At 64.3% G+C, this 26,210-nt stretch carries 24 protein-coding genes; 6 read left to right on the forward strand and 18 right to left on the reverse strand.

From position 1 onward, the window contains the following. Positions 1–67: 67 nt before the first annotated feature. From AC4NN3_RS12840 to AC4NN3_RS12865, 6 genes are all read right to left on the reverse strand, one after another. Entirely contained in the window at positions 68–766 is a 699-nt protein-coding gene (locus tag AC4NN3_RS12840; protein WP_491927482.1) for a FadR/GntR family transcriptional regulator, read from the reverse strand. Between the two features lie 2 nt (positions 767–768). After that, positions 769–1,809 carry a four-carbon acid sugar kinase family protein gene (locus AC4NN3_RS12845; protein WP_491927483.1) on the reverse strand — a complete coding sequence of 347 codons (1,041 nt, stop codon included), beginning with the start codon at positions 1,807–1,809 and terminating at the stop codon, positions 769–771. Next, positions 1,806–3,419: an ABC transporter ATP-binding protein gene (locus tag AC4NN3_RS12850; protein WP_491927484.1), complete on the reverse strand. Its 1,614-nt coding sequence runs from the start codon at positions 3,417–3,419 to the stop codon at positions 1,806–1,808. The genes AC4NN3_RS12845 and AC4NN3_RS12850 overlap by 4 nt, the downstream gene beginning before the upstream one ends. Then, on the reverse strand, positions 3,412–4,269 hold the full coding sequence (locus AC4NN3_RS12855) for an ABC transporter permease (protein ID WP_491927596.1): 858 nt from the start codon (positions 4,267–4,269) through the stop codon (positions 3,412–3,414). The genes AC4NN3_RS12850 and AC4NN3_RS12855 overlap by 8 nt, the downstream gene beginning before the upstream one ends. Positions 4,270–4,350: 81 nt before the next feature. Further along, positions 4,351–5,265, reverse strand: coding sequence for an ABC transporter permease (locus AC4NN3_RS12860; protein ID WP_491927485.1), 915 nt, complete (start codon positions 5,263–5,265; stop codon positions 4,351–4,353). Between the two features lie 75 nt (positions 5,266–5,340). Further along, positions 5,341–6,870 (reverse strand): ABC transporter substrate-binding protein, encoded by a 1,530-nt coding sequence (locus AC4NN3_RS12865; RefSeq protein WP_491927486.1) that lies wholly within the window; start codon positions 6,868–6,870, stop codon positions 5,341–5,343. 284 nt (positions 6,871–7,154) lie between these two features. Here AC4NN3_RS12865 and AC4NN3_RS12870 point away from each other — a divergent pair, with 284 nt between their 5' ends. The 4 genes from AC4NN3_RS12870 to AC4NN3_RS12885 are packed head-to-tail and all read left to right on the forward strand — an operon-like array spanning position 7,155 to position 11,329. Further along, positions 7,155–8,327, forward strand: a complete 1,173-nt coding sequence (locus AC4NN3_RS12870) for a sialidase family protein (protein ID WP_491927487.1) — start codon at positions 7,155–7,157, stop codon at positions 8,325–8,327. Next, positions 8,324–9,274, forward strand: coding sequence for a 4-hydroxythreonine-4-phosphate dehydrogenase PdxA (gene pdxA / locus AC4NN3_RS12875; protein ID WP_491927488.1), 951 nt, complete (start codon positions 8,324–8,326; stop codon positions 9,272–9,274). Before AC4NN3_RS12870 ends, pdxA begins: the two co-directional genes overlap by 4 nt. After that, positions 9,271–10,200, forward strand: a complete 930-nt coding sequence (locus AC4NN3_RS12880; protein ID WP_491927489.1) for a dihydrodipicolinate synthase family protein — start codon at positions 9,271–9,273, stop codon at positions 10,198–10,200. Before pdxA ends, AC4NN3_RS12880 begins: the two co-directional genes overlap by 4 nt. Then, positions 10,193–11,329 carry an iron-containing alcohol dehydrogenase gene (locus tag AC4NN3_RS12885; protein WP_491927490.1) on the forward strand — a complete coding sequence of 379 codons (1,137 nt, stop codon included), beginning with the start codon at positions 10,193–10,195 and terminating at the stop codon, positions 11,327–11,329. The genes AC4NN3_RS12880 and AC4NN3_RS12885 overlap by 8 nt, the downstream gene beginning before the upstream one ends. Positions 11,330–11,397: 68 nt before the next feature. Here AC4NN3_RS12885 and AC4NN3_RS12890 read toward each other — a convergent pair whose 3' ends face one another. The 3 genes from AC4NN3_RS12890 to ykgO form a co-directional block, all read right to left on the reverse strand. Further along, positions 11,398–11,706 (reverse strand): TM2 domain-containing protein, encoded by a 309-nt coding sequence (locus AC4NN3_RS12890; protein WP_491927491.1) that lies wholly within the window; start codon positions 11,704–11,706, stop codon positions 11,398–11,400. A gap of 96 nt (positions 11,707–11,802) precedes the next feature. After that, the gene (locus AC4NN3_RS12895) at positions 11,803–12,201 is read right to left on the reverse strand and encodes a hypothetical protein (RefSeq protein WP_491927492.1); all 399 of its coding nucleotides are present in this window, start codon (positions 12,199–12,201) and stop codon (positions 11,803–11,805) included. 269 nt (positions 12,202–12,470) lie between these two features. Beyond that, positions 12,471–12,596, reverse strand: coding sequence for a type B 50S ribosomal protein L36 (ykgO, locus tag AC4NN3_RS12900; protein ID WP_046105532.1), 126 nt, complete (start codon positions 12,594–12,596; stop codon positions 12,471–12,473). A 211-nt stretch (positions 12,597–12,807) separates the two neighbouring features. On the opposite strand from ykgO, the gene AC4NN3_RS12905 reads away from it, so the two are divergent. Both AC4NN3_RS12905 and AC4NN3_RS12910 read left to right on the forward strand, forming a co-directional pair. After that, positions 12,808–13,317 carry a response regulator gene (locus AC4NN3_RS12905; RefSeq protein WP_491927493.1) on the forward strand — a complete coding sequence of 170 codons (510 nt, stop codon included), beginning with the start codon at positions 12,808–12,810 and terminating at the stop codon, positions 13,315–13,317. After that, on the forward strand, positions 13,314–13,811 hold the full coding sequence (locus AC4NN3_RS12910) for an HIT family protein (RefSeq protein WP_491927494.1): 498 nt from the start codon (positions 13,314–13,316) through the stop codon (positions 13,809–13,811). The genes AC4NN3_RS12905 and AC4NN3_RS12910 overlap by 4 nt, the downstream gene beginning before the upstream one ends. Before the next feature lie 59 nt (positions 13,812–13,870). On the opposite strand, the gene AC4NN3_RS12915 is transcribed toward AC4NN3_RS12910, so the two are convergent. The 9 genes from AC4NN3_RS12915 to AC4NN3_RS12955 all read right to left on the reverse strand — a co-directional run bounded on the left by AC4NN3_RS12915 (position 13,871) and on the right by AC4NN3_RS12955 (position 25,893). Beyond that, positions 13,871–14,893, reverse strand: coding sequence for an ABC transporter ATP-binding protein (locus AC4NN3_RS12915; protein WP_491927495.1), 1,023 nt, complete (start codon positions 14,891–14,893; stop codon positions 13,871–13,873). Further along, complete coding sequence (locus AC4NN3_RS12920; RefSeq protein WP_491927496.1) at positions 14,890–15,873, reverse strand: ABC transporter ATP-binding protein; 984 nt, start codon at positions 15,871–15,873, stop codon at positions 14,890–14,892. The genes AC4NN3_RS12915 and AC4NN3_RS12920 overlap by 4 nt, the downstream gene beginning before the upstream one ends. A gap of 1 nt (position 15,874) precedes the next feature. Next, positions 15,875–16,795, reverse strand: coding sequence for an ABC transporter permease (locus AC4NN3_RS12925; protein ID WP_491927497.1), 921 nt, complete (start codon positions 16,793–16,795; stop codon positions 15,875–15,877). Beyond that, positions 16,795–17,718, reverse strand: a complete 924-nt coding sequence (locus AC4NN3_RS12930) for an ABC transporter permease (RefSeq protein ID WP_491927498.1) — start codon at positions 17,716–17,718, stop codon at positions 16,795–16,797. The genes AC4NN3_RS12925 and AC4NN3_RS12930 overlap by 1 nt, the downstream gene beginning before the upstream one ends. Positions 17,719–17,826: 108 nt before the next feature. Continuing rightward, complete coding sequence (locus AC4NN3_RS12935) at positions 17,827–19,443, reverse strand: peptide ABC transporter substrate-binding protein (protein WP_491927499.1); 1,617 nt, start codon at positions 19,441–19,443, stop codon at positions 17,827–17,829. A gap of 249 nt (positions 19,444–19,692) precedes the next feature. Then, on the reverse strand, positions 19,693–19,857 hold the full coding sequence (locus AC4NN3_RS12940) for a hypothetical protein (protein ID WP_491927500.1): 165 nt from the start codon (positions 19,855–19,857) through the stop codon (positions 19,693–19,695). Beyond that, positions 19,854–21,137, reverse strand: a complete 1,284-nt coding sequence (locus AC4NN3_RS12945; RefSeq protein ID WP_491927501.1) for an acetyl-CoA C-acetyltransferase — start codon at positions 21,135–21,137, stop codon at positions 19,854–19,856. Before AC4NN3_RS12945 ends, AC4NN3_RS12940 begins: the two co-directional genes overlap by 4 nt. 150 nt (positions 21,138–21,287) lie before the next feature. Further along, positions 21,288–23,249 carry a 3-hydroxyacyl-CoA dehydrogenase NAD-binding domain-containing protein gene (locus AC4NN3_RS12950; RefSeq protein ID WP_491927502.1) on the reverse strand — a complete coding sequence of 654 codons (1,962 nt, stop codon included), beginning with the start codon at positions 23,247–23,249 and terminating at the stop codon, positions 21,288–21,290. 178 nt (positions 23,250–23,427) lie between these two features. Then, positions 23,428–25,893, reverse strand: a complete 2,466-nt coding sequence (locus tag AC4NN3_RS12955) for an acyl-CoA dehydrogenase (protein WP_491927503.1) — start codon at positions 25,891–25,893, stop codon at positions 23,428–23,430. Between the last annotated feature and the right edge of the window lie 317 nt (positions 25,894–26,210).

Here is a 26,210-nt window from a genome sequence, read left to right on the forward strand (position 1 = left end):
GCACGAACGACAAGGGCCCGCGCAAGCGGGCCCTTTTCATTTTAGCTATGGCTGGCTGAACAGCGTCTCAGCGCTTGGGTTCGAACAGGCGGTCGCGCGAGCCGGAGAGATGGGCTCTCATGCGCTGGCGCGCCGCCTCGGCATCGCCGGCGGCAATGGCCTCGAACACGGCGGTATGCTCGACGAACACATGCTGCAAGCCGTCGCTGGTGCTGCGCAGCGACAGGCCATGAAAGCGCATGCCGACGGCAATGTGGTCTTCCAGAGCCTGCATGGCCGTGGCGAAATAGGGATTGGCCGATGCCTGGGCGATGCTCAGATGGAACATGAAATCGGCATCGGCCCGGTGTGCCTGCCGGTTGGTGGCGTCGCGCAGCAGGCTCAGCGCCGACTTGATCTTGCTCAGCGCCTCCGGCGTGCGGCGCGTCGCCGCCATCGCGGCCGCCTCCGGCTCGATGGTGAGACGGAAATCGTAGCAATGCTGCAGGTCCGACAGATTTTCCATCTGCCCGAAGCCGAGCGGCTCGCGCAGCCCCTGCTCGCGCACGAAGCTGCCGGCGCCGCGCCGCGAATAGATCAGCCCCTGGTCGCGCAGCCGCTGCAGCGCATCGCGCACCACCGGACGGGATACCTGGAATTCGGCCGCCATGGCATGTTCGGTGGGCAGGCGTTCATCCACGCCATAGGCGCCGGACTTGATGGCCCGTTGGATGCGATCGAACACCGCGTCAGAGAGGCTGCGCCTAACGTTGAGAACTTCCGACATGTCTATCCGTCACTCTCCGGGTTCGCACCACCAAGATGGCCGAGCAGGGCCAGCAATGTATCGGGATCGCCGAAGCCGCCCGACTTGGTGATTATCGTGAAGCCGCCGGCATGGGCAAGGGGCAGGCCGGGCAGCGCTTCGCCGTCTAGCTGCAACACCGAGATACCCAGCGCCTCCAGCACCACCTGCGCGGTCGCCCCGCCCGAGATCAGCAGCACCGCACCCCGCGGCGGCTGCAGGCGTCGCAACCCCTCCCCGAGGCGCTGCGCCACGGTGGCGCCATCGGCCTGGGTCTCGCCCGCTATGGCCTGCAGTACCGTCAGGTTCGCCCCGGGCGACGCACCCGCAGGCATCTGGCCATTGGGCGCGCCAATGTGCACAAGCCCCGGGCAGGCAGCGCGCAGCCGCGCAATCTGCTGGCCGGTAATGCCATCAGTCGAGCCGATGACGCAAAACACCGGCGCCATCAGCGGCGGCGGGACCAGGTGTGCCGCCTCAGGCGCCCACTGCGTCGCCAGCGCCTCGGCCAGGCCACGCGCGCCGACCAGCAGGTCATGCCCACCGGCCTCCAGCGCCTGCTCGATATCGCCCTGCGTGACAATGTCGGGAATGCTGGCCTTGCCGGCATGGCAGCCGAGCCGGGCGGCTATGTCGATCGGTTCATCGACCCCGAATCCACCCAGCCGGCCCGCCCGCATCCAGCGGCCAAAGGCCGGAATGGCAGGCACCACCAGCGCCCGTGTGAAGGCAATGGCGTCGAGCTCAGCCGCAATATTCCCCTTGAGCCGGGAATCCACCTTCTTGAAGATCGGCAGGCCCGACGGCAGGCCGGCAAGGCAGCGCGCCACATTCTGTCCGGCGTCGTCGGGCGACGCCTCCCGGCTATTGCTCGAGACGCCGACCACATCGGCGCCGCTGGCCAGGGCGGCGGCCAGGCCTTCCGGCCCCAGGGCCACCACCGTGGCTATACCCCGCGCCGCAAAGGGCGCGGCGGCGTCGAGCGCGCCGGTGAGGTCATCGGCGACCACGCCCAGGCGTGTCATGGATGCGCGCCAGCCAGCCGGCGCTGCGCCTGGATGTCGGGATCGGGGTCGAGATTGGCGGCCAGCAGGCGTCGGGTATAATCGTGCTGCGGCGCCTCGAAGATCTGCGCCGTCGGCCCGCGCTCGACGATCTGGCCGGCCTGCATGACGATCACCGTATCGGCAAAGTCGCGTACCACGCCCAGGTCATGGGCGATGAACAGGAAGGAAATCCCCAGCCGCGCCCGCAGCCCGTCCAGCAGGGCGATCACCTGCGCCTGGATGGAGACGTCGAGCGCCGACACCGCCTCGTCGCAGATGATCAGTTCGGGCTCCAGCGCCAGCGCCCGCGCAATGGCGATGCGCTGCCGCTGGCCGCCAGAAAACTGGTGCGGATAGCGCTGCGCCATTTCCGGCGCCAGCCCGACCTGGTCGAGCAGTTCGGCCACCCGCTGCTGCCGCGCCGCCCGGTCGGGCATCAGGCGATGAATGTCCCAGCCCTCCGAGATCAGCTGATAGACCGACATGCGCGGATTGAGCGATTGCGTGGGGTCCTGGAAGACCATCTGGATCTGCCGGCGTACGCCGAGCAGGTCGCGCGCATTGAGGCCCAGCAGGTCCTGCCCTTTCCACAGCGCTTCGCCGCTATCGGCCTGTTCGAGCCGCAGGATGGCCCGCGCCAGCGTCGACTTGCCCGAGCCGCTTTCGCCGACCACGGCCAGGGTCTGCCCGCGATGCAGCACCAGCGACACATCCTTGAGCGCCGTGAATTCGCCATAGGTCTTGCACAGCTTGCGCGTCTCCAGCAGCACGGGCGACGCCTCGTCGTGCAGCCGGATCTCCCCCTTGCCGGGCGCCGCGCCGATCAGCTGGCGCGTATAGGGGTGCTGGGCGTTATGATAGACCTCGCGCGGCGTGCCCTGCTCGACGATCTCGCCGCGGCTCATCACCACGACGCGGTCGGCGATCTCGGCGACCACGCCCAGATCATGGGTGATCAGCACCAGGCCCATGCCGGTTTCCGCCTGCAGCTCCTTGAGCAGCGCCAGCACATCGGCCTGGATGGTCACGTCCAGCGCCGTGGTCGGCTCGTCGGCGATCAGGATGTCGGGTTTGAGCATCAGTGCCATGGCGATCATCAGCCGCTGCCGCTGGCCGCCGGAAAACTGGTGCGGATATTTGTGCAGCGCCGCTTCGGCATCGGCAATGCCAACCCGCCCGATCAGCTCAAGCGCCCTGGCCCGGGCCATGTCGGCCGGCCGCCCATGTGCTGTCATCATCTCGATGATCTGCCAGCCCACCGTGTAGACCGGGTTGAGATGGCTCAGCGGATCCTGGAAGATCATGGCGATCTTCTTGCCGTTGAGCGCGCGATGGGCCTCGTAGCTGACCTTGAGCAGGTCCTGGCCGTCGAACAGGATTTCCCCACCCACGATCTGCGCCGGCGGTATGTCGAGAATGTTCATCACCGCCGCTGCCGAGACCGACTTGCCCGAGCCACTCTCGCCCAGAATGGCCAGCGTCTCGCCGCGGTTGATGCTCCACGAGACATTCTTGACCGCATGCACGGTGCCGCGCGCGGTATGGAAATCCACCGACAGGTTGCGCACGTCGAGCAGGGCTTCATTCATCGGTCGTGCTCCGGGCTTCCAGCCGCCAGCGCTGGGCGGGGTCGAGTGCAATGCGCATCCAGTTGCTCAGCAGGTTGAGCGCCAGCGTGGTGATGACGATGCAGACCCCGGGCCACAGCGCCAGCCACCAGGCGGTGGTCAGATAGGGCCGGCCCTGGCTGACCATAAGGCCCCAGGTAATGTCGGGCGGCTGGATGCCGATACCGAGAAACGACAGCGAGCTTTCGGCCAGCATGACGAAGGCGAAGTCGAGCGTGGCAATGGTCACCAGCGTCGGCGCCACCACCGGCAGCACATGCCGCAGGATGATGCGCCCATGCGAGGCCCCCATCACCACGGCAGCCTGCACGAACATGCGCTCGCGCACTTCGAGCACTTCGGCCCGCGTGGTGCGCAGGTAGATCGGGATGCGCGTGATGGCCAGCACCAGGATCATGTTGGGGATCGAGGGCCCCAGCACATAGAGGACCACCACCGCCAGCAGCAGCGAAGGAAACGACATGATCACATCGGCCAGGCGCATGATCGCCTGGCTGACATTCTTGCCTAGATAGCCGGCAATCAGCCCCAGCGTCGCGCCCACCAGCAGCGCCACCGCGACCGCACCGGCCGCCACCATCATGGTGCTGCGCGCCGCCACGATCAGCCGCGCCAGCATCGGCCGGCCCAGCGAGTCGCCGCCCAGGATGAAGGCCCAGCCGCGCGACAGGTCAAAGGGCGGGCTGTTGCGGCCGCGCAGGTTCTGGCTGGTCGCCAGGTCACCCAGCAGGGTTGGCCCCAGCAGCGCACAGAGCACGATCAGGATCAGCACCAGCGCCGAGACAAAGGCCAGCTTGTCCCGCCACAGCATGGACAGCAGCACGGACAGGCCGCTGCGTGGCGCATTGTGGTCTGGCTTGGTGAGCGACAAGTCGGTCATCTGCAGCGCTCCCTAGTGCCGGATTCGCGGATCGAGCAGCCCATAGGCGACGTCGATCAGCATGTTCATGATGAAGATGGCCACGGCCGTGACCATGATGGCGGCGAGCACAACGTTGAAGTCGCGCTGCAGGATGGAATCGATCATCAGCTTGCCGATGCCGGGAAAGCCGAAAATGGTTTCGACGATCACCGCGCCATTGAGCATGGCCGCCGCCTGGTCGCCGATCACGGTGATGACCGGCAGCATGGCATTGCGTAGCGTGTGCACGAAGATGATCGGCAGGTTCTTGACGCCCTTGGCCCGGGCCGTCTTCACATAGGGGGCCGACAGCGCCGACAGCATCGAGCCGCGCACCACCTGGACGATCAGCCCGAACGGCCGGATGAACAGCACCGCGATCGGCAGCACCCAGTGCAGCGGCGTACCCACGCCCGAAGTCGGCAGCCAGCCCAGATTGATCGAGAACAGCACGATGGCAACAATGGCGATCCAGAAATCGGGCGCCGAGGCGCCGATCAGCGACACGATCGACACGGTCCGGTCGAAAAAGCCCCCAACATTGAAGGCAGCCAGCGAGCCGAGCACCACGGCGGCAACCACCACCAGGCACAGGGTGATCAGCGCCAGCGGCAGGGTCCAGGCATAGGCCTCCATGACCACGTCGATCGCCGGTCGCGCCTTGCGCAGCGAGTCGCCAAAATCAAACTGCAGCAGATCCAGCACATAGCGGCCGAACTGCTCGAGCAGCGGCGCGTCCAGCCCGTGCAGCGCGCGGAACTGCGCCTTCATCGCCTCGCTGGCATCGATGGGCAGGAACAGTACCGCCGGATCGCCGGTGAGGCGCGACAAAAAGAATACCAGGACCATCAGGCCCAGCAGGGAGAGCACACTGGCGATGGCTCGCTGACCGATCAGTTTGATCATTGCTCTTCACCCGTTTGTCAGGAAGCGGTGCCGGGCACAAAGCCCGGCACCGTCGAAAGTGGATCGTGTAAGCGCCTACTTGAAGCCGATTTCCGACAGCTGCAACTGCTGGTTGGTGGCAATGGTCGGCGTAAAGTCGAGGCGTTCGCTGACCCGGCTGAGACCAACCATGTGGAACAGCAGGACATCGGCAACGATCTCGTCATGCACATAGGCAAACAGCTCGGACCAGAGCGCAGCGCGCTCGTCGCCAGTAGCCGCCGAAGCACGGGCGATCAGATCGTCGACCTTGGGATCGTTGACGCCCGACTGGGTGCCCTTGCTGTCATACTTGAAGAACATCGAGAAGGCCGGATCGCCGCGGCTATTGTCATGCTGCGCCAGCACGAGACGGGTGCCTTCGCTCTCCGGATAGGGCTTGGAATAATACTGCTCGTGCTCGGCCACTTCGACCATGCGCAGCGTTGCCGTGAAACCGACCTCGTTGAACATCTGCACCAGGGCCTCGGCGACCTCGGTGACATTGGGGAAGTTCTCGGTGCGGGCGACGACCTCGATCGGCAGGCTGGTATCGACGCCATCGGCCTGGGCTTCGGCGAGCAGCTTTTTGGCCAGCTCGGGATCATAGGCCGGCACCGTCACGTCCGGATTCCAGCCCAGCGTGGTCGGCGGCACCATGGCCACAGCCAGTTCGGTGCCGGTGGGCAGCACGGTGCCGATAAAGGCCTCGCGGTCGATGGCGGTATTCAGCGCCTGGCGGATGCGGATATCGCTGGTCGGGGCATCCTGGCCGTCGACACGCAGATAGACCGTTTCCGAGTTGAGATAGCTGAAATCGGTTGCGGTATTGTCGGCGACTTCGGCCGTGATCTGCGGCGCGATATCGGCTTCGCCCGCGGCCACCATGCCGGCACGCACGGCCGGCTCGGACCGGAACAGATAGGTGGCCTTGCTGACCTCGGGCTGGGCGCCCCAATAGTCTTCGCGACGGTCGAGCACGATCTGCTGGCCGGCGGTCCATTCGCTCATCACATAGGGGCCGGTGCCGATCGGATCACGCACGAATTCCATCGGCGTTTCCGACGGCACGATGGTGACGAGACTCATCAGCAGCGGCAGGATCGGCTGCGCCGGCACGGCCGTGATGTCGATGGTGGTGTCATCGACGATAGTGAAGCTGAGTTCGGTATCGGCGAAATAGCGGGCGCTTTCGCAGGTCAGCTGGTCGCTGAACACGCGGTCGAACGAGTGCTTGACGTCAGCGGCGTCGAGCGTGGTGCCGTCCGAGAAGGTAACGCCCGGATGCAGCTTGAACTGCCAGGTGCCGTCGCCCTTGTCTTCCCAGCTATCGGCCAGGCGGGGCATCAGGCCCTTGTCGCCGCGCACGTCGAGCTCGGTCAGCGTCTCGCTGATATTCTGCAGAATGACGCGCCCGATATTGGAGCGGGTCGCCATGCAGGGCTCCACTAGGTCGAGCTCTTCGCTCAGCACCACGGTGATGGCGGTATTGTCCTGGGCCATTACCGGGCCGATGGACGTCGACGCCAGGAGTGCGCCGATCAGAATGTGTTTGATGGTCAAGTTCTTCCTCCCTTTGCAGCTCATTCGGGTGGCGCGAACGACGCTGCAGGGGCGCTCGCACAATTCCTCCAGGCAGGCCTCGAACGGGCCCGGCCATGGCCTGCAATATCATGTTACAACCCATAGTTGTCAAACAGAATTCAACTCGATCACGTAGAGTCTCGTCAGGAAGATGTCTAACCATCTGATAATAAATGTTATTACACCATCAAAGAGCGCATCAAGAACCCAAAATGCCAAAATAATAACTTGACAACATTGGTAGCACTGTAAAGTTTGGGCGCAACCAACAAGCGAGGGGGGGAAGCATGACTCCGCAAGAGATCGAAGCGCGCATGACCGGGCAGTTGACGACCGGACCAGCCGGGCGCGTCGAGGGCTATCTGCCCTCCCCCATGGTGCAGAATCATGCCGCCTTCATCGAACTGCTGGACGACGGCACGCTGGCCTGCCTCTGGTTCGGCGGCACCCTTGAGGGCAAGTCCGATATTTCTATCTATGCGTCCACCCTGGTGCCCGGCGCCGATTGCTGGAGCCCCGCCATCCAGCTCAGCAACGACCCCGATCGGTCCGAGCAAAATCCGGTCCTGACGAAAAACGGTCATGGCGACTGGCAGCTGTTTCACACCGCCCAACCCTCCGGCAATCAGGACGAATGCCTGTTGCGTGCCCGCCACATCAGCGTCGATGGCGCGACGCTGACCGGCGCCGAACCCCGCATTGTCGATCTGCCGCTCGGCACCTTCGTGCGCGGCCGTTTTGTGCGCCGCACCGATGGCGCCTGGATGATGCCGGTCTTCCGCTGCATCTCCCGCCCCGGCCAGCGCTGGAACGGCAGCCACGATACCGCCGGCGTCGCCGTCAGCCATGACGACGGCGCCACCTGGACCCTGAGCGAAGTGCCCGGCTCCATCGGTTCAGTACACATGACCATCGTGCCGCTAGATGGCGCGCACATGGTGGCCTTCTATCGCCGCCGTCAGTCCGATTTCGTGCATCGCTCGGAGAGCCTTGATGGTGGCGTCACCTGGTCGGCGCCCCAGCCCACCGACGTGCCCAACAACAATTCCTCCATCAATGTCATCCGCCTGGCCGACGGGCGCCTCGCCATGGTCTGCAACCCGGCCTCCGCCGCAACCTCTGCCGACCGCCGCGTTTCGCTCTATGACGAGATCGAGGAGGGCGATGACCGCCCCGACGCATCCGGCGGCTGCGCCCCGGTCTGGGGCGTGCCCCGCGCGCCGCTGTCGCTGTGCATTTCTACCGATGGCGGGCTGAGCTTTCCGCTGCGCCGCGTCATCGACGACAGTTCCGGCACGTGCCTGTCGAACAATTCGGTCGACGGCCGCAACCAGGAACTGTCCTATCCCTATCTGCTGGAAGGGCCGGACGGCGCGCTGCATGTCGCCTACACCTATTTCCGGCGGGCCATCAAATATGTCCGCCTCCCACGTGGATGGATCGACGGAGAACACAGTTGAGCGACCTTATCGGCATCACCATGGGCGACCCGGCCGGCGTAGGCCCCGAGATCGCGGTTCGCGCCCTGGCGGAGATGAGCCCCGCCGACCGCGCGCGAACGCGTATCTACGGCAACCGCGCCACGCTGGAGCTGGCAAAGGCCGCCACCAGCGCTGACATCGCGCTTGACGACTATGTCGAGGACCTGCCGATCGAAGGCGGGCCGCTGCCCTGGGGCAAGCTTGACCCGCGGGCCGGCGACGCCGCCTTCCGCTTCATCGAAAAGGCCGTCCGCGATGCCGAAGCCGGCCGCATCGGCTGCATCGTCACCGCCCCCATCAACAAGGAAGCGCTCAACCTGGCCGGCCATCACTATGATGGCCACACCGGCATGCTGACCGCGCTGACCGGCCAGAAATCGGCCTTCATGCTGCTCGCCTCCGAGCGCCTCAAGGTCATCCACGTCTCGACCCATGTCTCGCTCAAGACGGCCATCGACCGGGCCACGCCCGAAAGGATCCTCGCCACCATCCGCGCCGGCAATGATCACCTCAAGCGCATCGGCTATGCCAAGCCGCGCATCGCCGTGGCCGGCATCAATCCCCATTGCGGCGAGAATGGCCTCTTCGGCACCGAGGACGATGTTCAGGTCGTGCCGGCCGTGGCCATGGCCCGGGCCGAGGGTATCGACGTGCAGGGCCCGATCTCGGCCGATACGCTCTACTATCGCGCCTATAACGGCGCCTTCGACCTGGTCATCGCCCAGTATCACGACCAGGGCCATATCCCCATCAAGCTCGTCGCCTTCGACACCGCCGTCAACGTCTCGCTCGGCCTGCCCATCGACCGCACCTCGGTCGATCACGGCACCGCCTTCGACATTGCCGGCACCGGCAAGGCGAACCACACCAACATGAATGAAGCCATCGCCTATGCAAGGCGCCTGGTTGCAGGAAAAAAGCCATGAACCCCGCTGCCAGCCTGCCCATTCACGGCGTCTTCTGCGCCGCTGCCACCCCCATCCTGGCTGATGGCACCCCCGACCACGCCGCCTTCGCCACCCATTGCCAGGCCCTGCTGCAGGAAGGCTGTGACGGCATCGCCATGCTCGGCACAACCGGCGAGGCCAATTCCTTTTCCATCGCCCAGCGCCAGGCTTTGCTCGACCAGGTCATCGCTGCCGGCATCGATCCACAGCGCCTGCTGCCCGGGACCTCCCAGACCAATGTCCCCGATACCGTGACCCTGGTGCGCCATGCCGTCGACGCCGGCGTCAAGGCGGCCGTCGTGCTGCCGCCCTTTTACTATAAGGGCGTCAGCGACGAGGGTCTGTTCCGCTTCTATGCCGAGGTGATCGAGGCCGTCGGCAGCAATGATCTGCGCGTCGTGCTCTACCACATTCCCCCCATCGCCCAGGTCGGGCTGTCGGTGGAACTGGTCGGTCGCCTGCTCGAGGCCTTTCCCGGCGTGGTCGTTGGCATCAAGGACAGCTCGGGCAAGCTCGACAGCATGCAGACCTTTGCCAGCAGTTTCGCCAACTTCTCGGTGCTGGCCGGGGCCGATCCCTTCATGCTGCCGCTGCTGCGCTCGGGCGGCGCCGGCTGCATCACCTCGAGTTCCAACCTCATCGGCAAGCATCTGCGCGTCGTCTTCGACAACTTCTTTGATCCCGCGCAGGACGCCAAGGTGGACGCCGCCCAGGCGCGCATCAATGCCTGGCGCGACCTTTCCAACGCCTATGTCCAGCTGCCCACCATCAAGGCCATGCTGGCCCGCCGCCGCAACCATCCCGGCTGGACCCGCGTCCGCCCGCCACTGGTCGAGCTGAGCCAGGCCGAGATCGACAATGTCTGGGCCCAGATGGCCGTACTTGAGGCGCAGGAAAATGTCTGAGCCAACGCTGTCCATGGCCCGCCCCATCACCCTGCTGCAGCCGGCGCGGCTCGAAATCGGCGCTGGCGCCGTCGCCCGGCTTGGCGACTGGGCTGTCCCTTATAGCCGCGTCTTCGTCGTCGCCATGGCGCCCACTATGGGCTATGTCGAGCGCATCGGCCTTTCCGGCACGGTCGAGACCTTTATCGACCTGCCGCCCGAGCCCGACCTGCCGGCCGTTTCTGCCGTTCTGGCCGCGGCCCGCGCCTTCCGCCCCGATCTGGTGATCGGTCTGGGCGGCGGCTCGGTCATGGACGTGGCCAAGCTCGTCGCCGTGCTGTGGGACAGCGACGAGGCCGTGCTCGACCTCGTCGGCTCCGGCAAGGTCAAGGGCCGCCGCACCGCCCTGGCCCAGGTGCCCACCACCTCCGGCACCGGTTCTGAAGCCGGCATCCGTGCGCTGGTGACCAATCCCGATACGCTGGCCAAGCTGGCGGTCGAAAGCCCGTTCATGTTGGCCGACATCGCCGTTCTCGATCCCGAGCTGACCTATTCGGTGCCGGCCGCGGTCACCGCCGCTACCGGCGTCGATGCCCTGGCCCATTGCGTCGAGGCCTTCACCAATATCAAGGCGCATCCGCTGATCGATTTCTATGCCAGCCAGGGCATTGCCTTGGTGGGGCGCTATCTCGCCCGCGCCGTGGCCGACGGCACCGATACCGAAGCCCGTTCCGGCATGATGCTGGCCTCCTATTACGGCGGCATCTGCCTGGGCCCGGTCAATACCGCCGGTGGCCACGCCCTGGCCTATCCGCTCGGCACCCGCCTCAAGCTGCCCCATGGCCTGGCCAATGCCATCATCTTTCCCCATGTCCTGGCCTTCAACGCCGAAGTCCGTCCGGAAAAGACCGGCGCCGTCGCCAGCGCCCTTGGCCTTACCGGCAGCGCCGATATCGCAGGCATCCTGGCCGGCAGCTTCGCCTATTGCCAGGATCTGGGCATCGATATGCGCCTGTCCAGCCATGGGGCCCGGCAGGAAGACTTGCCCGCCTGGGCCGAAGAGGCCTTTGCCATCAAGCGCCTGATCGACAACAATCCCCGCCCGCTGGGCATTGCCGATATTCTTGCGATCTACCAGGCCGCCTTCTGACCAGCTAACCCCGATGCCGGGCCAGCAGTCCCGGCATCATGCTGCAGTCAGCTCTCCGATTCCGGCGCTCAGTACCGGCGGCCAAACAGCCGGTCGGCAATGCGGCTGTTGCGGCCTGCGGCCATGCCGGGGATCAGCAGTACGTCGATCAGCCACCAGAGGCCGACGACGAACCACAAAAAGCCCAGCACGCCGAACGAGACGAGCGTCAGCAGCAGCGTCACCGCCGACAGCGCCAGCATGATCACGCCGCTCAGCGGCCGGCCCAGATAGAAGCGGTGCGCCCCCACATAGCCCAGGAAGAACCACAGCACATAGGCAACGACGAGCGACTTCTTTTCGATGTCATATTGGGCCGAAACGCGATCTACGGTCATTGCAGGGTCTCCATTCCCAGCCAAGATGGGATGGTTCGCCACCATTTCAAGACCGCGGGGGCGCTGCCCGGTCCTGCTGCTCCGCCTTTGCCCTTCTCAACGCTCCATCAGTGTCTTGAGCACCAGCAGGTCGGCCTGCATCCATTCTGCCTCGGACTCGAACGCTGCGTCCGACACCAGCGGCTGCTGCACCGAGGTATGCACCAGCACGCAGCCATTGCCGTTGCGGATCAGCCGCACGCTTGACGATTGCCACACATGCACCCCCGACTGCAGCGAATAGTCCAGCACGTGATAGGGATTGGGTTCACTGAACCGCACCAGCACATGCCCATCCGCGCCAACATAGGACCAGACGAGCGGGCCTTCTGCCGGTTCGGCCCGCCCCTCACCCAGCAAGGTCCAGCGCGCCAGATTGGCCGGATTGCTCAGGAAGCCATAGACATCGTCGACGGACCGATTGATCAGGACAGTCAGCGTCCGGGTCTTCAGCATGGTCCAACCTCGCAAAAAGCGCTGCAAGACAGCACCTAAAATGGCCAGCGGCGGCCGAAAACAATTCAAACTATTGATAGTAATATATATTTTTGCAGAAATGCGTCCGGATGGACGGCAGGCAAAAAAGCCCTTAGCACCACAGCCGTGGCGAGGTGAAGCACGGCTGCATGTCATCCCTAACGCTCTGCTAGCGGACCGCCATCCCCCAGACGCAACAAGGCCCGCTTGCGCGGGCCCTGTCAGTCAATTCATGATCAAGCGATCGCTCAGCCCTGGCGGGCCTTGAAGCGCTTGTCTACCTTGTTGATGATATAAACCCGGCCGCGACGGCGGACGAGCTTGTTCGCGCGGTGGCGAGTCATCAGCGCCTTCAGCGAGTTGCGGATCTTCATCAGATGATTCCTTGGTCAAACAAAAGGGGCGCCTTGGCGCCCGGAAACTTGCCGGCATACATAGGGAAAATGCCCCCCCCTGTCAACGCGGTCTGGCCGGTGTTTTCATGCAAATGTCGTCAAGCCGTCGGTATGCATCCGCTTAGCCTATTAACGCCTCATAGGCAAAGCCGCGCTAAGCTGCTCCCGCTCTTTCAGACAGGACGCCGACATGGCCAATGAGGAAATCACCAAGCGAGGCGTGCTCGTCGCCGACCCCTCCGCCTATATGGCCGGCCTGGTCACCACCATGCTGCGTGGCCTGGGTCGCAAGGACATCCGCGAGGCCAATGATGCCGGCAAGGCCATGACCGAACTGATGCGCCGCAGCTTTGACGTGGTCATCATCAATGACGTGCTCGGGGGCATGGATGGCGTGGCCTTCACCAGAAAACTGCGCGCCCATGCCGAATGCCCGAACCGGCTGGTGCCCATCATCATGATCAGCGCCGCCCCCGATGCCGAGCGCATCGCCGCCGCCCGCGACGCAGGGGTCACCGAATTTCTGCGCAAGCCCTTTGCCGCCAATCACCTGCAGACCCGCCTCGACAGCATCGAGGCCAATCCGCGCAGCTTCATCGAGGCGCCGCAGTTCAAGGGCCCCGACCGCCGCCGCAAAACCATCGATGTCGGTGCCAATGACCGTCGCAGCGATGCCGGCCCGGACCAGCCCGCCACGTGAGCCGTCAGGCGTTTGACCTTGCTGGCCATGTCGAGCGCAGCCGCAATGGCCCCTGCTTCATCTGCGAGCTGATTGCCGGCAATCCGGACTATGCCCATCACGTCATCGCCAGGGACGGTGACAGCATCGCCTTTCTGAGCAGGTTCCCCACCCAGCCTGGCTATGCCCTGGTCTGCCCGATCGCCCATTGCGAGGATCTGGCCGAGGATATCTCCCCGGCGCAATACCTGGCGCTGCAGGCCGTGGTCCACCGCCTGGCGCGGGCGCTCAAGCAGGTCTTTGAGGCCGAGCGCATCTATGTGCTTTCGCTGGGCAGCCAGCAGGGCAACAGCCATCTGCACTGGCATGTCGTGCCCCTGCCCCGCGGCGTGCCCTATGAGCGCCAGCAATACCACGCCCTGATGGCCGAGCACGGTGTGCTCGACTTTTCCGACGCGGAAATGGCAACGACCGCCGCGACGATCGCGGCGGCCTATGAGGCGCTGGGCGCCTGAAGCCTTTTCAGCAAAGCGGCTCCACTTTTGCGGTTCGAAAACGCGACAAGCCAAATGCTCTAGCCGGCGATCACCGCCTCTTTGGGCACCTCGATCTCGCGCCAGCGATGGCAGGCCACCAGCCGGTCACCCTCGATTCGCTCCAGCGGGGGGCGCCTTTCGGCGCAATAGGGCATGGCGAAGCGGCAACGCGTCCGGAAGGTGCAGCCAGAGGGCGGATTGATCGGCGAGGGGATTTCTCCCTTGAGGGCATCGATATTGCGCTGCCGCGCCAGCTTCGGATCGGGGATCGGCACCGCCGTCAGCAGCGCCCTTGTATAGGGGTGCTTGGGATCGTGGTAGATCTCGTCGCCCTCGGCCAGCTCCACGATGCGCCCGAGATAGAGCACGAGAATGCGGTCCGACACGTGCCGGACGACGCTCAGATTGTGGCTGATGAAGATCAGCGTCAGCCCGAACTCGTCCTTGAGATCGGCCAGGAGATTGAGGATCTGCGCCTGGATCGAGACGTCCAGCGCCGAGACCGGCTCGTCGCAGACGATGAGCTTGGGTTCGGTGATCAGCGCCCGGGCAATGCCGATGCGCTGCGCCTGCCCGCCGGAAAATTCATGCGGATAGCGGTTGATCATCTCGGGCAGCAGGCCGACCGATTCCATGGTCTTGAGCACGCGTGCCCGCCGCTCGGTCTTGTTGAGCTCCGGCCGCAGGGTGCGCAGCGGATCGGCGATGATCTCGCCCACCGTCATGCGCGGGTTGAGCGAGGCCAGCGGATCCTGGAAGATGATCTGCAGGTCCGCCCGCCGCATGCGCATTTCCTCGGCCGGCAGCCGCGTCAGATCCTGCCCCAGCCACAGCACCTTGCCCTCGTCGGGCGCCAGCAGCTGCAGGATGCAGCGGCCAAGCGTGGACTTGCCACAGCCGCTTTCCCCAACAATGCCCAGCGTCTCGCCCTGGCGGATGGAAAAGTTGATGTCCTCCAGGGCCGTCAGCGTCAGCCGCCTGGAGAACAGCCCGCCCGAAATGGAGAACGTCTTCTTCAGGTCACGGATTTCCAGCAGGTCGACGGGAGTCTGGTTCATCATGCGACCTCGCCATAGGCCATCGGGCCTTCATAAAAACACGCCTTCTGCCGACCCTCGCCGGTTTCGGTCAGCGGCGGCCGCTCGACGAGGCACCGGTCAAAGGCAAAGGCGCAGCGCGGGTTGAACGAACAGCCCTTGGGCAGGTGCTCCAGACTCGGCGGCAGCCCCTGGATCGGGTCGAGCCGCGCGGCGCGCTTGGCGATATGCGGCGTCGAATGCAGCAGGCCCAGCGTATAGGGATGTCGCGGATCGTAGAACAGGTCGTCGACGCCGCCCTTTTCCACGGCGCGCCCGCCATACATCACCATCATCCGGTCAGCGACGCCCGCCACCACGCCCAGATCGTGGGTGATCAGCACCAGCGCGGTGCCGAAATCCTCGGTCAGCGACTTGAACAGGTCCAGCATCTGCGCCTGTACCGTCACGTCGAGCGCCGTGGTCGGCTCGTCGGCGATCAGAATCTTGGGCTGGCACAGCAGCGCCATGGCGATCATCACCCGCTGCCGCATGCCGCCCGATAATTCGTGCGGATAGGCATGGGCCCGCTTGACCGGTTCGGGAATCCCGACCCGCTCCAGCATCTCGATCGAGGTCTTGACCGCATCGGACTGGTTGAAGCCGCGATGCTTGACCAGCACCTCGGCCAGCTGCGTCTTGACCCGCAGCGTCGGGTTCAGCGAGGTCATCGGATCCTGGAAGATCATGGCGATGTCCTTGCCACGATAGGCATCGAGCTGTTTCGGCGCCATGCCGATCAGGTTGATATCGCCCATCATGGCGCGCCCGCCGGCCCGGCCATTGCGCGCCAGCAGGCCCATGATCGCCAGGAACGCCTGGCTCTTGCCCGAGCCCGATTCGCCCACCACGGCCAGAGTCTCTCCCGCCGACAGGCTGAAATTCATCTCGCGTACGGCCTGCACCTCGCTCTGGTGCAGCTCGAACGTGACCGACATGTCTTCGACTTTAAGGACTTCTGTCATCTTAGCGATCCTTGGGGTCGAGCGCATCGCGCAAGCCGTCCCCGATATAGGTGAGGCAGAGCAAAAGGCTCACCAACACGACGGCCGGCCCGATCAGCATCCAGGGCAGCGTCTCGGCCACTGGCGAACCAAAGCTGATCAGCGTGCCCAGCGAGGTCTGCGGCTCCTGCACGCCCAGCCCCAGATAGCTCAGGAAACTTTCGGTCAGGATGATTTCGGGCACCGTCAGCGTGGCATAGATCACCACCGGTCCCGTAAGATTGGGAACAATGTGCCGGATGATGATGGTCCAGGGTTTGGCCCCGCCCGCCTTGGCCGCCTCGACGAATTCGCGTTCCTTGATACTGAGCGTCTGCCCGCGCACGATGCGGGCCATGGTCAGCCATTCCAGGCACCCGATGCCGACAAACAGCAGCACCGGATTGCGTCCGAAGATCACCACCAGCAGGATCACGAACAGGATATAGGGCAGCGCATACATGATATCGACAAAGCGCATCATCACCGCATCGACCTTGCCGCCGAAATAGCCCGCCACGGCGCCATAGACCACCCCGATGATCACCGAGACCAGCGTCGCGACGCCGGCCACGATCAAGCTCATCTGTGTGCCCTGCATGATGCGGGCCAGCATGTCGCGCCCGTTCTGGTCAGTGCCCGCATAGTGGCCGGCCTCGAAATTGGGCGGCTTGCGGATATTGCTCCAGTCGATTTCGCCATAGGTCCAGGGCAGCAGATAAGGCCCCACAAAGGCGAACAGCACGATCGCGATGACGACGAAGACCGAAATGACCGCTGCGGTATTGCGCACCAGGCGCCGCACGGCGTCCTGCGTCAGCGAGCGCCCCTTGGGGGCGTCGAGGGTTTCGAGCCGCTGCGCATATTCGGTGAGCAGCGCGTCCTTGCCAGTAATGCCGGCCATCAGTTGTACCTCACCTTGGGGTCGAGCCAGGCATAAAGGACGTCGACCACCAGGTTCACTGCCAGGATGATCAACATGTACAAAATGGTCGTTCCCAGCACGAGGCCGTAGTCACGATTGAGCGCGGCGCTGATGAAGTACTTGCCGATCCCGGGCAGCGCGAACACCTGCTCCACCACCAGGGATCCGGTCAGCAGATAGCTCAGGCCCGGCCCCAGATAGGAGACCACCGGCAGCAGCGCCGGCTTGATCGCGTGCCGCGCCAGGATCAGCCGCTGGCCCAGTCCCTTGGAGCGCGCCGTGCGCACATAATTGGTGCCGAGAACCTCGATCATCGAGCCGCGCATCAGCCGCGCCGTGCGCCCGGCATGGGGCAGCACCAGCACGGTGATCGGCAGCACCAGATGGGCGATCGACCCGTTCTGCCAGCCGCCGGCAGGGAACCAGCCGAGATAGACGCCAAACACCAGCTGCAGCACCGCCGCCATCAGGAAATTGGGTATCACCAGCCCGATCATCACCATCATGACCAGCATGTAATCGGGCCACTTGTTCTGGTTGACGGCGCTGAGCGCGCCCGCGACCATGCCCACCGCCGTGCCGATAATAAAGGCCGAAAAGCCCAGCATCAGGGTGAAGGGCAGGCCGATCCACAGCATCTGGGCGACGGTGAAGTCGTTATAGACCATGGAGGGGCCGAAATCGCCCTGCAGCAGCCGGCCGACATAGATGAAATATTGCTGGATCAGCGGCAGGTCGAGATTGTAGTGCGCGCGCAGATTGGCCAGCGTCGAGGGCGGCAGCGCGCGTTCCCCGTCAAACGGGCCGCCCGGAGCCAGCCGCAGAATGAAGAAACAGGCTGTAACGGCAATCAGTGCTACCGGAATGGCCGACAGCACGCGCCGCGTTACATATCCAAACATGGATTAGGGACCTTTCACATCCACCGCGCCGTGATCGTCAGGCGTCATCGGGTGGATAAAATGGCGGCGTCGCTCCGCAAGGAAGCGGCGCCGCCGGATTCTACAAGCTTACTCGGCCTTGGTCAGCCAGCGCGTGCGGTGGATGTCCGAGGCATTGCTGACAAACCCGGTCACCGACGGGGCAACCACGTTCTGGGCAATGTACCAGTAGATCGGGATCGCGCCGGTTTCATCCATGGCGATCTTTTCGGCCTGGCCCAGCAGCGCAGCACGCGCCACCAGATCCTGCTCGGTCGTGGCCTGGTCCATCAGGGCGTCGAACGCGTCGTTCGCGTAGCGGCCATAGTTGTTGCCCCAGTTCATCGCGCCGTCCTGCATGATGCCGTTGCGCAGCAGGTCGAGCGTGTTGGACGGATCGGAATAGTCGAGCAGCCAGCCGGCACGGCCAACCTGGAAGTCGCCGGCGCGCAGGCTGTCATAGTGCACGGCGGTTTCCGAGTTGAACAGTTCGGTCTTGACGCCGATCTGCTCCCACATCGAGCTGATCGCCACGGCGATGCGCTGGTGGTTGTCATTGGTATTGTACTTGAGCTGCAAGGACAGTGGCGATTCCGCCGTATAGCCCAGGCCTTCCATGATCGCCTTGGCTTCCGTCACGCGTGCACCATAATCAAGCCCGATCCATTCGGGCTGGTAGGGCTCGACGCCTTCATAATTGGCCGTGCCTTCAGGCACCCAGCCATAGGCCGGCAGTTCGCCAGTGCCCAGCACGTCCGGACCGATCACGTCGCGATTGATCGTCATCGACAGCGCCTTGCGCACGTCCGGATTGTCGAACGGCGCCTTTTCCTGGTTGATCACGTAGTAGTAGATGCCCAGGAACGGGGCGAAATAGTCCTGGCCGGGCAGGTTGGTCTTGATCCACTCGGCCTGGTCGGACGGAATGTCGGTCAGGATGTCATATTCGCCGGCGCGGTAGCGCGACAGCGCGGCGGAGAGGTCGTCCTGCACGAAGTAGTTTACTTCGTCGATCTGGACATTGGCGGCGTCCCAGTAGGTCTCTGATTTGACCGACTTGATATAGCTGCCCGGCACCCATTCGGTGGGAGTATAGGGGCCGTTCGAAACGATGTTCTCGACCTTGGTCCAGTCATTGCCCACTTCGTCGATCACATGCTTTGGCACGGGATAGGCGGTATAGTGGGTCAGGGCCTGCAGGAAGAACGGCGTCGGGCCTTCAAGGGTGATTTCGACGGTCTTGTCGTCAAGCGCCTTGACGCCGAGCTCGTTGAAATCGGTCACGGTGCCTTCGGCGATTTCCGAACCGTTCTTGATCGGGAACTGCAGATAGGCATAGTCCGAGGCGGTCGCCGGATTGAACAGGCGCTGGAAGGCGAAGACGAAATCTTCCGCCGTCACTGGCTCACCATCGCTCCACTGGATGCCGTCACGCAGCTTGAATGTGTAGACGAGGCCGTCTTCGGAGACGGTGAAGCTCTCGGCCTGGCCGGGAATGGCCTCGGCATTGGCATCTTCCGTCATCAGGCCTTCAATATAGTCGCCGATGATGCGGTTTTCCCAATCGCCCGACGCCTGGTGCGGGTCGATCGAGCCGGGCTCGGAGCCGTTCATCATATTGAGCGTCACGGCCGAAGCAGCCGTGCTCATCATCAGCGCCATGACGCTGGCGGTCGCTACCGCTGTGAGGGTTTGAGTGATTTTCATGCTCGTCCCATCTCCTTGTGGAATCCTGAAAAGTCTTATTCCCGCGATCGAAATGCCGCGGATTACCGTACTCTGTGGCCGGGAACACCGTCCCCCCCGCCAAGATTGATGGACGCTATTACGCAAATCCGTCCACTGACAAGCAAAAGATTGACGTAAACGGCATGCCCTTTGCACTTTCTTCATGGCGCAAAGCTGTGCCAGCACGCAAAATCTTTGCGCGGAATTTAACAATGGGAGAAAATTAGGCTAGCCGCCCAGCAAACCGGCATTCTGCGCCGCATAGATGACCAGCGCCAGCGCGATCAATCCGGCAAAGGGCACCCAGCCGGGCATCGGCCCGCGCGGCTTCTTCACCGGCGGCTCGGGCTTTTTCTTTTCCGGCTGCCGGAATCTGACGACATTGTCGCTCATGCTGCGCTCTCCACCAGCGCCGTTACCCCCTGCCCGCCCGCGGTGCACACCGAGATCAGCGCTCTCTTGCCCGGTTCAGCCGACAATAGCTTGGCCGTCAGCCCCAGGATACGGGCGCCCGTCGCGGCGAAGGGATGGCCATAGGCCAGGCTTGATCCCTTGACGTTGATCCTGGTCGGATCGATCGGCCCCAGCGGCACCTCCCGACCCAGCACGGTCCGGCAGTAATCGGCGTCTTCCCAGGCCTTGAGCGTGCACAATACCTGCGCCGCAAACGCCTCATGCAGCTCGAAATAGTCGATATCGGCAAAGCCCAGCCCGGCCCGTGCCAGCAGTTCGCTCACCGCAATGGTCGGCGCCATCAGCAGGCCCTCGCCATGGGCGAAGTCATTGCCCGCCACCCGGCCCATGGTGAGATAGGCCAGGATTGGCAGCCCGCGCTCGCGCGCCCATTCTTCACTGGCCAGCAGCACCGCCGAGGCGCCATCGGTCAGCGGCGTCGAATTGCCCGCCGTCAGCGTGCCCAGGCCGCTGGCCTTGTCAAAGGCCGGCTTGAGCGTTGCCATCTTCTCGACATTGGCATCGGCGCGCACATTGTTGTCCCGCACCAGGCCCGCACAGGGCACCAACAGGTCGTCGTGAAAACCCTCGTCATAGGCTTTGGCGGCGTTGACATGGCTGGCCACGGCCAGCGCGTCTTGGGCCTGCCGGGTAATGCCCCATTCCCGCGCCATCAATTCGCAATGCTGGCCCATCGACAGCCCCGTGCGCGGCTCGTTGACCGAGGGCGCCACCGGCGTCAGCTCGCCAAAGGAAAAGCCCTTGAACGCCTTGAATTTCTCGCCCGTCGAGCGTGCCTTGTTCACATTGAGCAGCCGGTGCTGGAACTTGTCGCCAAAGACGATCGGGCTGTCGCTAACCGTATCGGAGCCCGCCGCAATGCCGCTGTCGATCTCGCCACTGGCAATCTTGGCGCCCAGCATCAGGGCCGCCTGCAGGCTCGTGCCGCAGGCAATCTGCAGCGTCGTCCCCGGCGTGCGCGGCGACAGGCCGGCATCGAGGCTCGCCTCGCGGGCAATGTTGAAGTCGCGGCTATGGGCGATTACCGACCCCGCCACCACCTCGTCGATCTTGACCCCCTTGAGGCCGAACTTGTCCACTAGCCCGGCCAGCACCGTGCCCAGCAGCGACAGGTTGGTCTCCTCGGCATAGGCGGTATTGCCCCGCGCAAACGGCAGACGCGCCGACCCGACAATGGCCACTCTGCGAAGTTCAGTCATGTTCTCTCCGGAAATTGGTTCTGGAATGCGTCAGGCCGAGCCGAGGCAGGTGTGCGCCGAGCACCGGAGCGGAGCGTAGATTACTACGTGAGCACCGGAGCGCAGGCGAACGCCTGTCGCAGGCCGGCATCACGCATTGCGGGACCGATTTCATGCCTTGCCATCTTTTCTTGCCTGCAACGGACCACCCAGGAACGGCGCAAAGCCGGTGCCCATGATCACCCCGATATCCGCCAGTCCCGCATTGGCGACCACGCCTTCGGCCAGTACCACCTCGGTCATGTCGACCAAGGGCTTGACCAGTTCGCGGCCCAGCCCGGCCAGATCGGCATGCGCCGGGACCTCGCCCTTGACCGCCTTGCCATCGACCCACTTGTAAAAGCCCTCGCCGCTCTTGCGGCCCAGCCTGCCGGCCTTGACCAGCGTGTCGAAATTGCTGCCCTCGGGGACGCTATGGCCCAGTTCGGTCGCCACCGACTTGCCGACATCGAGCCCGACCGTATCCATCAGCTCGATCGGCCCCATCGGCATGCCGAAGGCCACCGCTGCCGCGTCGAGCAATTCCTTGCTTTCTCCACGCTCCACCCGCTCCACGGCGCCCAGCATATAGGGCATCAGCACCCGGTTCACGAGGAACCCCGGCGCCGACTTCACCACGACCGGGCTCTTGCCGATGGCCAGCGCAAAGGCCGCACCCTTGCCGATTTCGGCATCGGTATTGAAGCTCGACCGGATCACCTCCACCAGCGGCAGCTGCGCCACCGGGTTGAAGAAATGCAGCCCGATCAGCCGCGCCGGATCCTTGAGCTTTTCGGCAATGCGTTCAAGCTCGATCGACGAGGTATTGGTGGCCAGGATCGCGCCGGGCTTGAGCCGGTCTTCCAGTCCGCCGAAAATGGCCTGCTTGACCTCGAGCTTTTCTACCACCGCCTCGATGATCACATCGGCGCGCGATACGCCCTTGCCGGTCGGATCGGCCTCGAGCCGCAGCACGGCCGCATCGACCTCGTATTTTTTCTTCAGCCGCTTGCGGAACAGCTTCTTGCCGCGATCCAGCGCCGGCTGGATGCGCGCCATGTCGAGATCCTGCAGCGTTACGCTCATGCCGCGCAGCGCGCACCAGGCGGCAATGTCGCCGCCCATCACCCCGGCGCCGATAACATGCACCCGGGCAAACTTGACGCCCTTGGCGCCCTGCTTTTTGAGCGCCTCCGAGGCAAAGAACACCCGGCGCAGGTTTTTCGCCGTATCGCTGCCCATCAGCGGCACGAAGCGCTCGATCTCGCCATGGCTCATGGCCTGCCAGTTATTGCCATGCGCCTCGAACAGGTCGATCAGCGCATAGGGCGCCGGATAATGTTCCTTGCGCGCCTTCTTGGTGGCCTCGGTCCGCATCTTGCCCGCGACGTAGCCGCGCAGCGGCCCCATCGCCATCACCTTCTTGACCAGGCCTGCCTCGGCAGACTTGCGGTTCTGCAACACGGCCTTGCGCGCTTCCCAGCGCAGATTGTCGCGATGCCGCACCAGCTTGTCGACGAGGTTGAGACCCCGCGCCGCGCCGGCCTTGAGCATGCGGCCGGTCAGCATGATCCCCATGGCATCGACCGGCCCGGCCTGGCGGATCGAGCGCCCGGTGCCGCCAAAGCCGGGAAAGATCCCCAGATTGACCTCGGGAAAGCCGATCCGCGTCTTGTCACTGTTGACCGCCACCCGATAGTGGCAGGCCAGAGCCAGTTCGAGCCCGCCGCCCAGGCAGAAGCCGTGAATGCCGGCCACCATGGGGATCGGCAGGGCTTCGATCCGGCTCAGCAGCGCATGCGTGCGCTGCAGCGCGCCCGGCAGCACAGTGAAATCGCTCATCGCGTCGAATTCGCTGATATCGGCGCCCGCGATGAAGCCGCTATCCTTGCCGCTGAGCAGGATCACCCCCACCAGTTCGCCGCTCTTGGCCAGTTCCTCGAACCGCCCCACCAGCGCCTCGAGTTCCTCGATGGCCAGTCGGCTCAGCGTATTGACCGGCGAAGCGGGCGTGTCGATGGTCAGCCAACCCAGCTTTTCCACATCAATGCTGAACTGCCAGTTTGTCGTCTGCGGCATCTGCGGCTGGATCATTGTGTCTCCTCGAAGCCTTTGGCTTGGTACCATATTTGCCCGCCCACCAGACAAGCCTCCCTCCCCCTTGCGGGGAGGGAATGAGGGTAGGGGTATTGCGCGCTCGCTCTCGCGGATGGCCCCCCACCCTTGATCCCTCCCCCTTGTGGGGAGGGAGACGACTGCCAACGCAGTCAGATTATTCCGCCGCCGCCTTGTGCTTTTCCGGCGCCAGCTCGTCGGCCGCAAAATCGTCGACCTTGACCACCCGGTCGGTGGCCTCGTCGGCCGCCCGCATGATGCCCGCCTCATTGCCGGTCAGCACGCCGGCCGCCACCGCGTCATCGATGGCGTCGCGGTCCAGCCGCCGTTCGATCACGCCCTTGCGCGAGGCCTTGATGAACCGGCCCTCGATCTCCTCGGCCTCGGTCACCTTGATCAAGGCATCCTCGAGCACCCCGGTCACGTCACTGGGGTCCATCGACACATAAAGCCCCGTGGTCAGCCGGTCGCGGAAGGCGCCCGGCTGCAGCACATCGCGCACCAGGCGATAGTTCACACGGTCGCTGGCCGGCCGCGCATGCCGCCCCAGCGGGAAGCACAGCACCCGCATGGCATTGGCGGCCAGGCCATTGGGGAAATTGGCGAAGACCGCGCCAAAGCTCTGCTCCATCGCCGCGATCCGGTCGGCCATGATCGCCTCGACCAGCGGCCGGTCCTCGGCAATCCGCCCCTCGTCCTCGAAGCGCCGCAGCGTCGCCGACATCAGGTAGAGATCGCCCAGGATATCGGCCATGCGGCCGCTCAACTTCTGCTTGCGCTTGAGTTGTCCTCCCAGCAGCACCGTGGTCCAGTCCGCGGTCAATGCGAAGGCCTGCGCATAGCGATGCAGCTTGCGGTACCAGCCCGCCATCTCGTTTTCCACCGGCGTACTGGCAAAGGCGCCATTGCTGACCCCGTGCAGGAAACTGGCGACGATATTGCGCAGCATGAACTTGGTATGGCCGGCAAAGGCGAGGTCGAACTGGTCGATGCCCGCTCTTCTGTCCTTGTTCTGCGCCGCGGCGATTTCCTTGTAGAGGAAAGGATGCGCCCGCAGCACGCCCTGGGCAAAGGTCATCAGCGTGCGCGTCAGGATATTGGCGCCTTCCACCGTGATGGCCACCGGCGTCGCCATATAGCCGCCGAACAGGTAATTGGTCGGCCCATCCTGGATGGCGCGGCCGCCATGGATGTCGAAGCTGTCATCGACGCTGTCACGCATGGCTTCGGTGGTGCGGTATTTCAGCAGGGCGGAAATCACCGCCGGGCGCTGCCCCTCATCCACCATCGAGGCAGTCAGGCGACGCGAGGCCTCAAATGTATAGGCGCGCTTGACCATCTCGCCGAGCGGCTCGGCCACGCCCTCCATCAGCCCCACCGGAATGCCGAACTGCCGGCGCACCCGGGCATAGGCCGAGGTCACCCGCAGCGCCTGCTTGATCGAGGTCGTGCCGATGGCCGGCAGCGAAATGGCGCGCCCGGTCGACAGGCACTCCATCAGCATGCGCCAGCCCTGCCCGACATAGTCGGTGCCCCCGATCAGAAATTCCATCGGAATGAACACATCGGTGCCGCGCGTCGGCCCGTTCATGAAGGCCTGTCGTGCCGGGAAATGCCGGCGGCCGATTTCCACCCCCGGATGGTCATGCGGCACCAGAGCCAGCGTGATGCCGATATCGCTGCCCTTGCCCAGGAGATTTTCCGGGTCCTTGAGGATGAAGGCCAGGCCCACCAGCGTGGCGATCGGCGCCAGCGTGATATAGCGCTTGTCCCAGCTCAGCTTGACGCCCAGCACGTCCTTGCCCTGGTAGCTGCCGCGGGTGACGACGCCGATATCGCGCATGCCGCCGGCGTCGGAACCCGAATGCACCCCGGTCAGGGCAAAGCAGGGTACTTCCAGGCCCTTGGCCAGCCGGCCGAGATACTTTTCCTTCTGTTCAGGCGTGCCGTATTTTTCGAGCAGTTCGCCCGGTCCAAGCGAATTGGGCACCATCACGGTAATGCCGGCCGCCACCGAGCGGCTCGAGATCTTCGATACCACCATGGACTGCGCCTGCGCGCCAAAACCGAGCCCGCCATGCTCCTTGCCGATCAGCATGCCCAGAAAGCCGTGATCCTTGAGGAACTGCCAGACTTCCGGGCTGAGATCGGCGCGGTTGTTGCGCGTGTCCCAGTCATCGATCATGGCGCAGACCTGGTTGGTCGGGCCATCGAGAAAGGCTTGTTCCTCGGCGCTCAGCGTCAGCGGCCTGATGGCGGTCAGCTTGCTCCAGTCGGGCCGCCCGGAAAACAGCTCCGCATCCCAGCCGACGGTCCCGGCGTCCAGCGCTTCCTGTTCGGTGCGGCTGACCCGCGGCAGGATGGATTTGACCGCGCCATAGATCGGGGTGATCAGCAATGGCTTGCGGATCGCCGCCAGACTGAGCGCCAGCATGATCACGCCCAAGGCCAGCAGCACCCAGCTGCCCGCGCCCAAGTCGTAGCGCAGTCCAGCCTCGCCCAGGTCGATGCCCGAGAGCAGGCCGATGGCCAGCGCCGCCGCGCCCCACTGCCACAGCGGGCTCTCCCGCAGCGCCAGCACGGCAAAAACCACAAGGCTGATCACGATAAGCACAAAGATCACGGCACGCCCTCCAAGGCGCTGCTCGTGCGGGGTCGCCGAGCAACTCACTCCCGAAACGTCAGACCGGCCGCCGAATCGTTCGGCTTGGTCATTGGGCCTGCCGCGTCGGGATCATAGCGCGCCCGGGCCTTCTTGTTGAGGTCAGTTTAGCAAGCTTGACGTATACGTCAACTAGTAGCCCCATACGTCCTTCGTCCGATGGTCCGGCTGCTGCCCCGATGACCCCCGCCAACATGAAAAACTCCGGCACCCATTTGACGCTAACGTAAACCCATGGAATATTCGTCCCATCAAGGGCAGCAAGCCCATGCCGAACA

This window comes from Devosia sp. MDV22-iso42, from assembly GCF_058629155.1.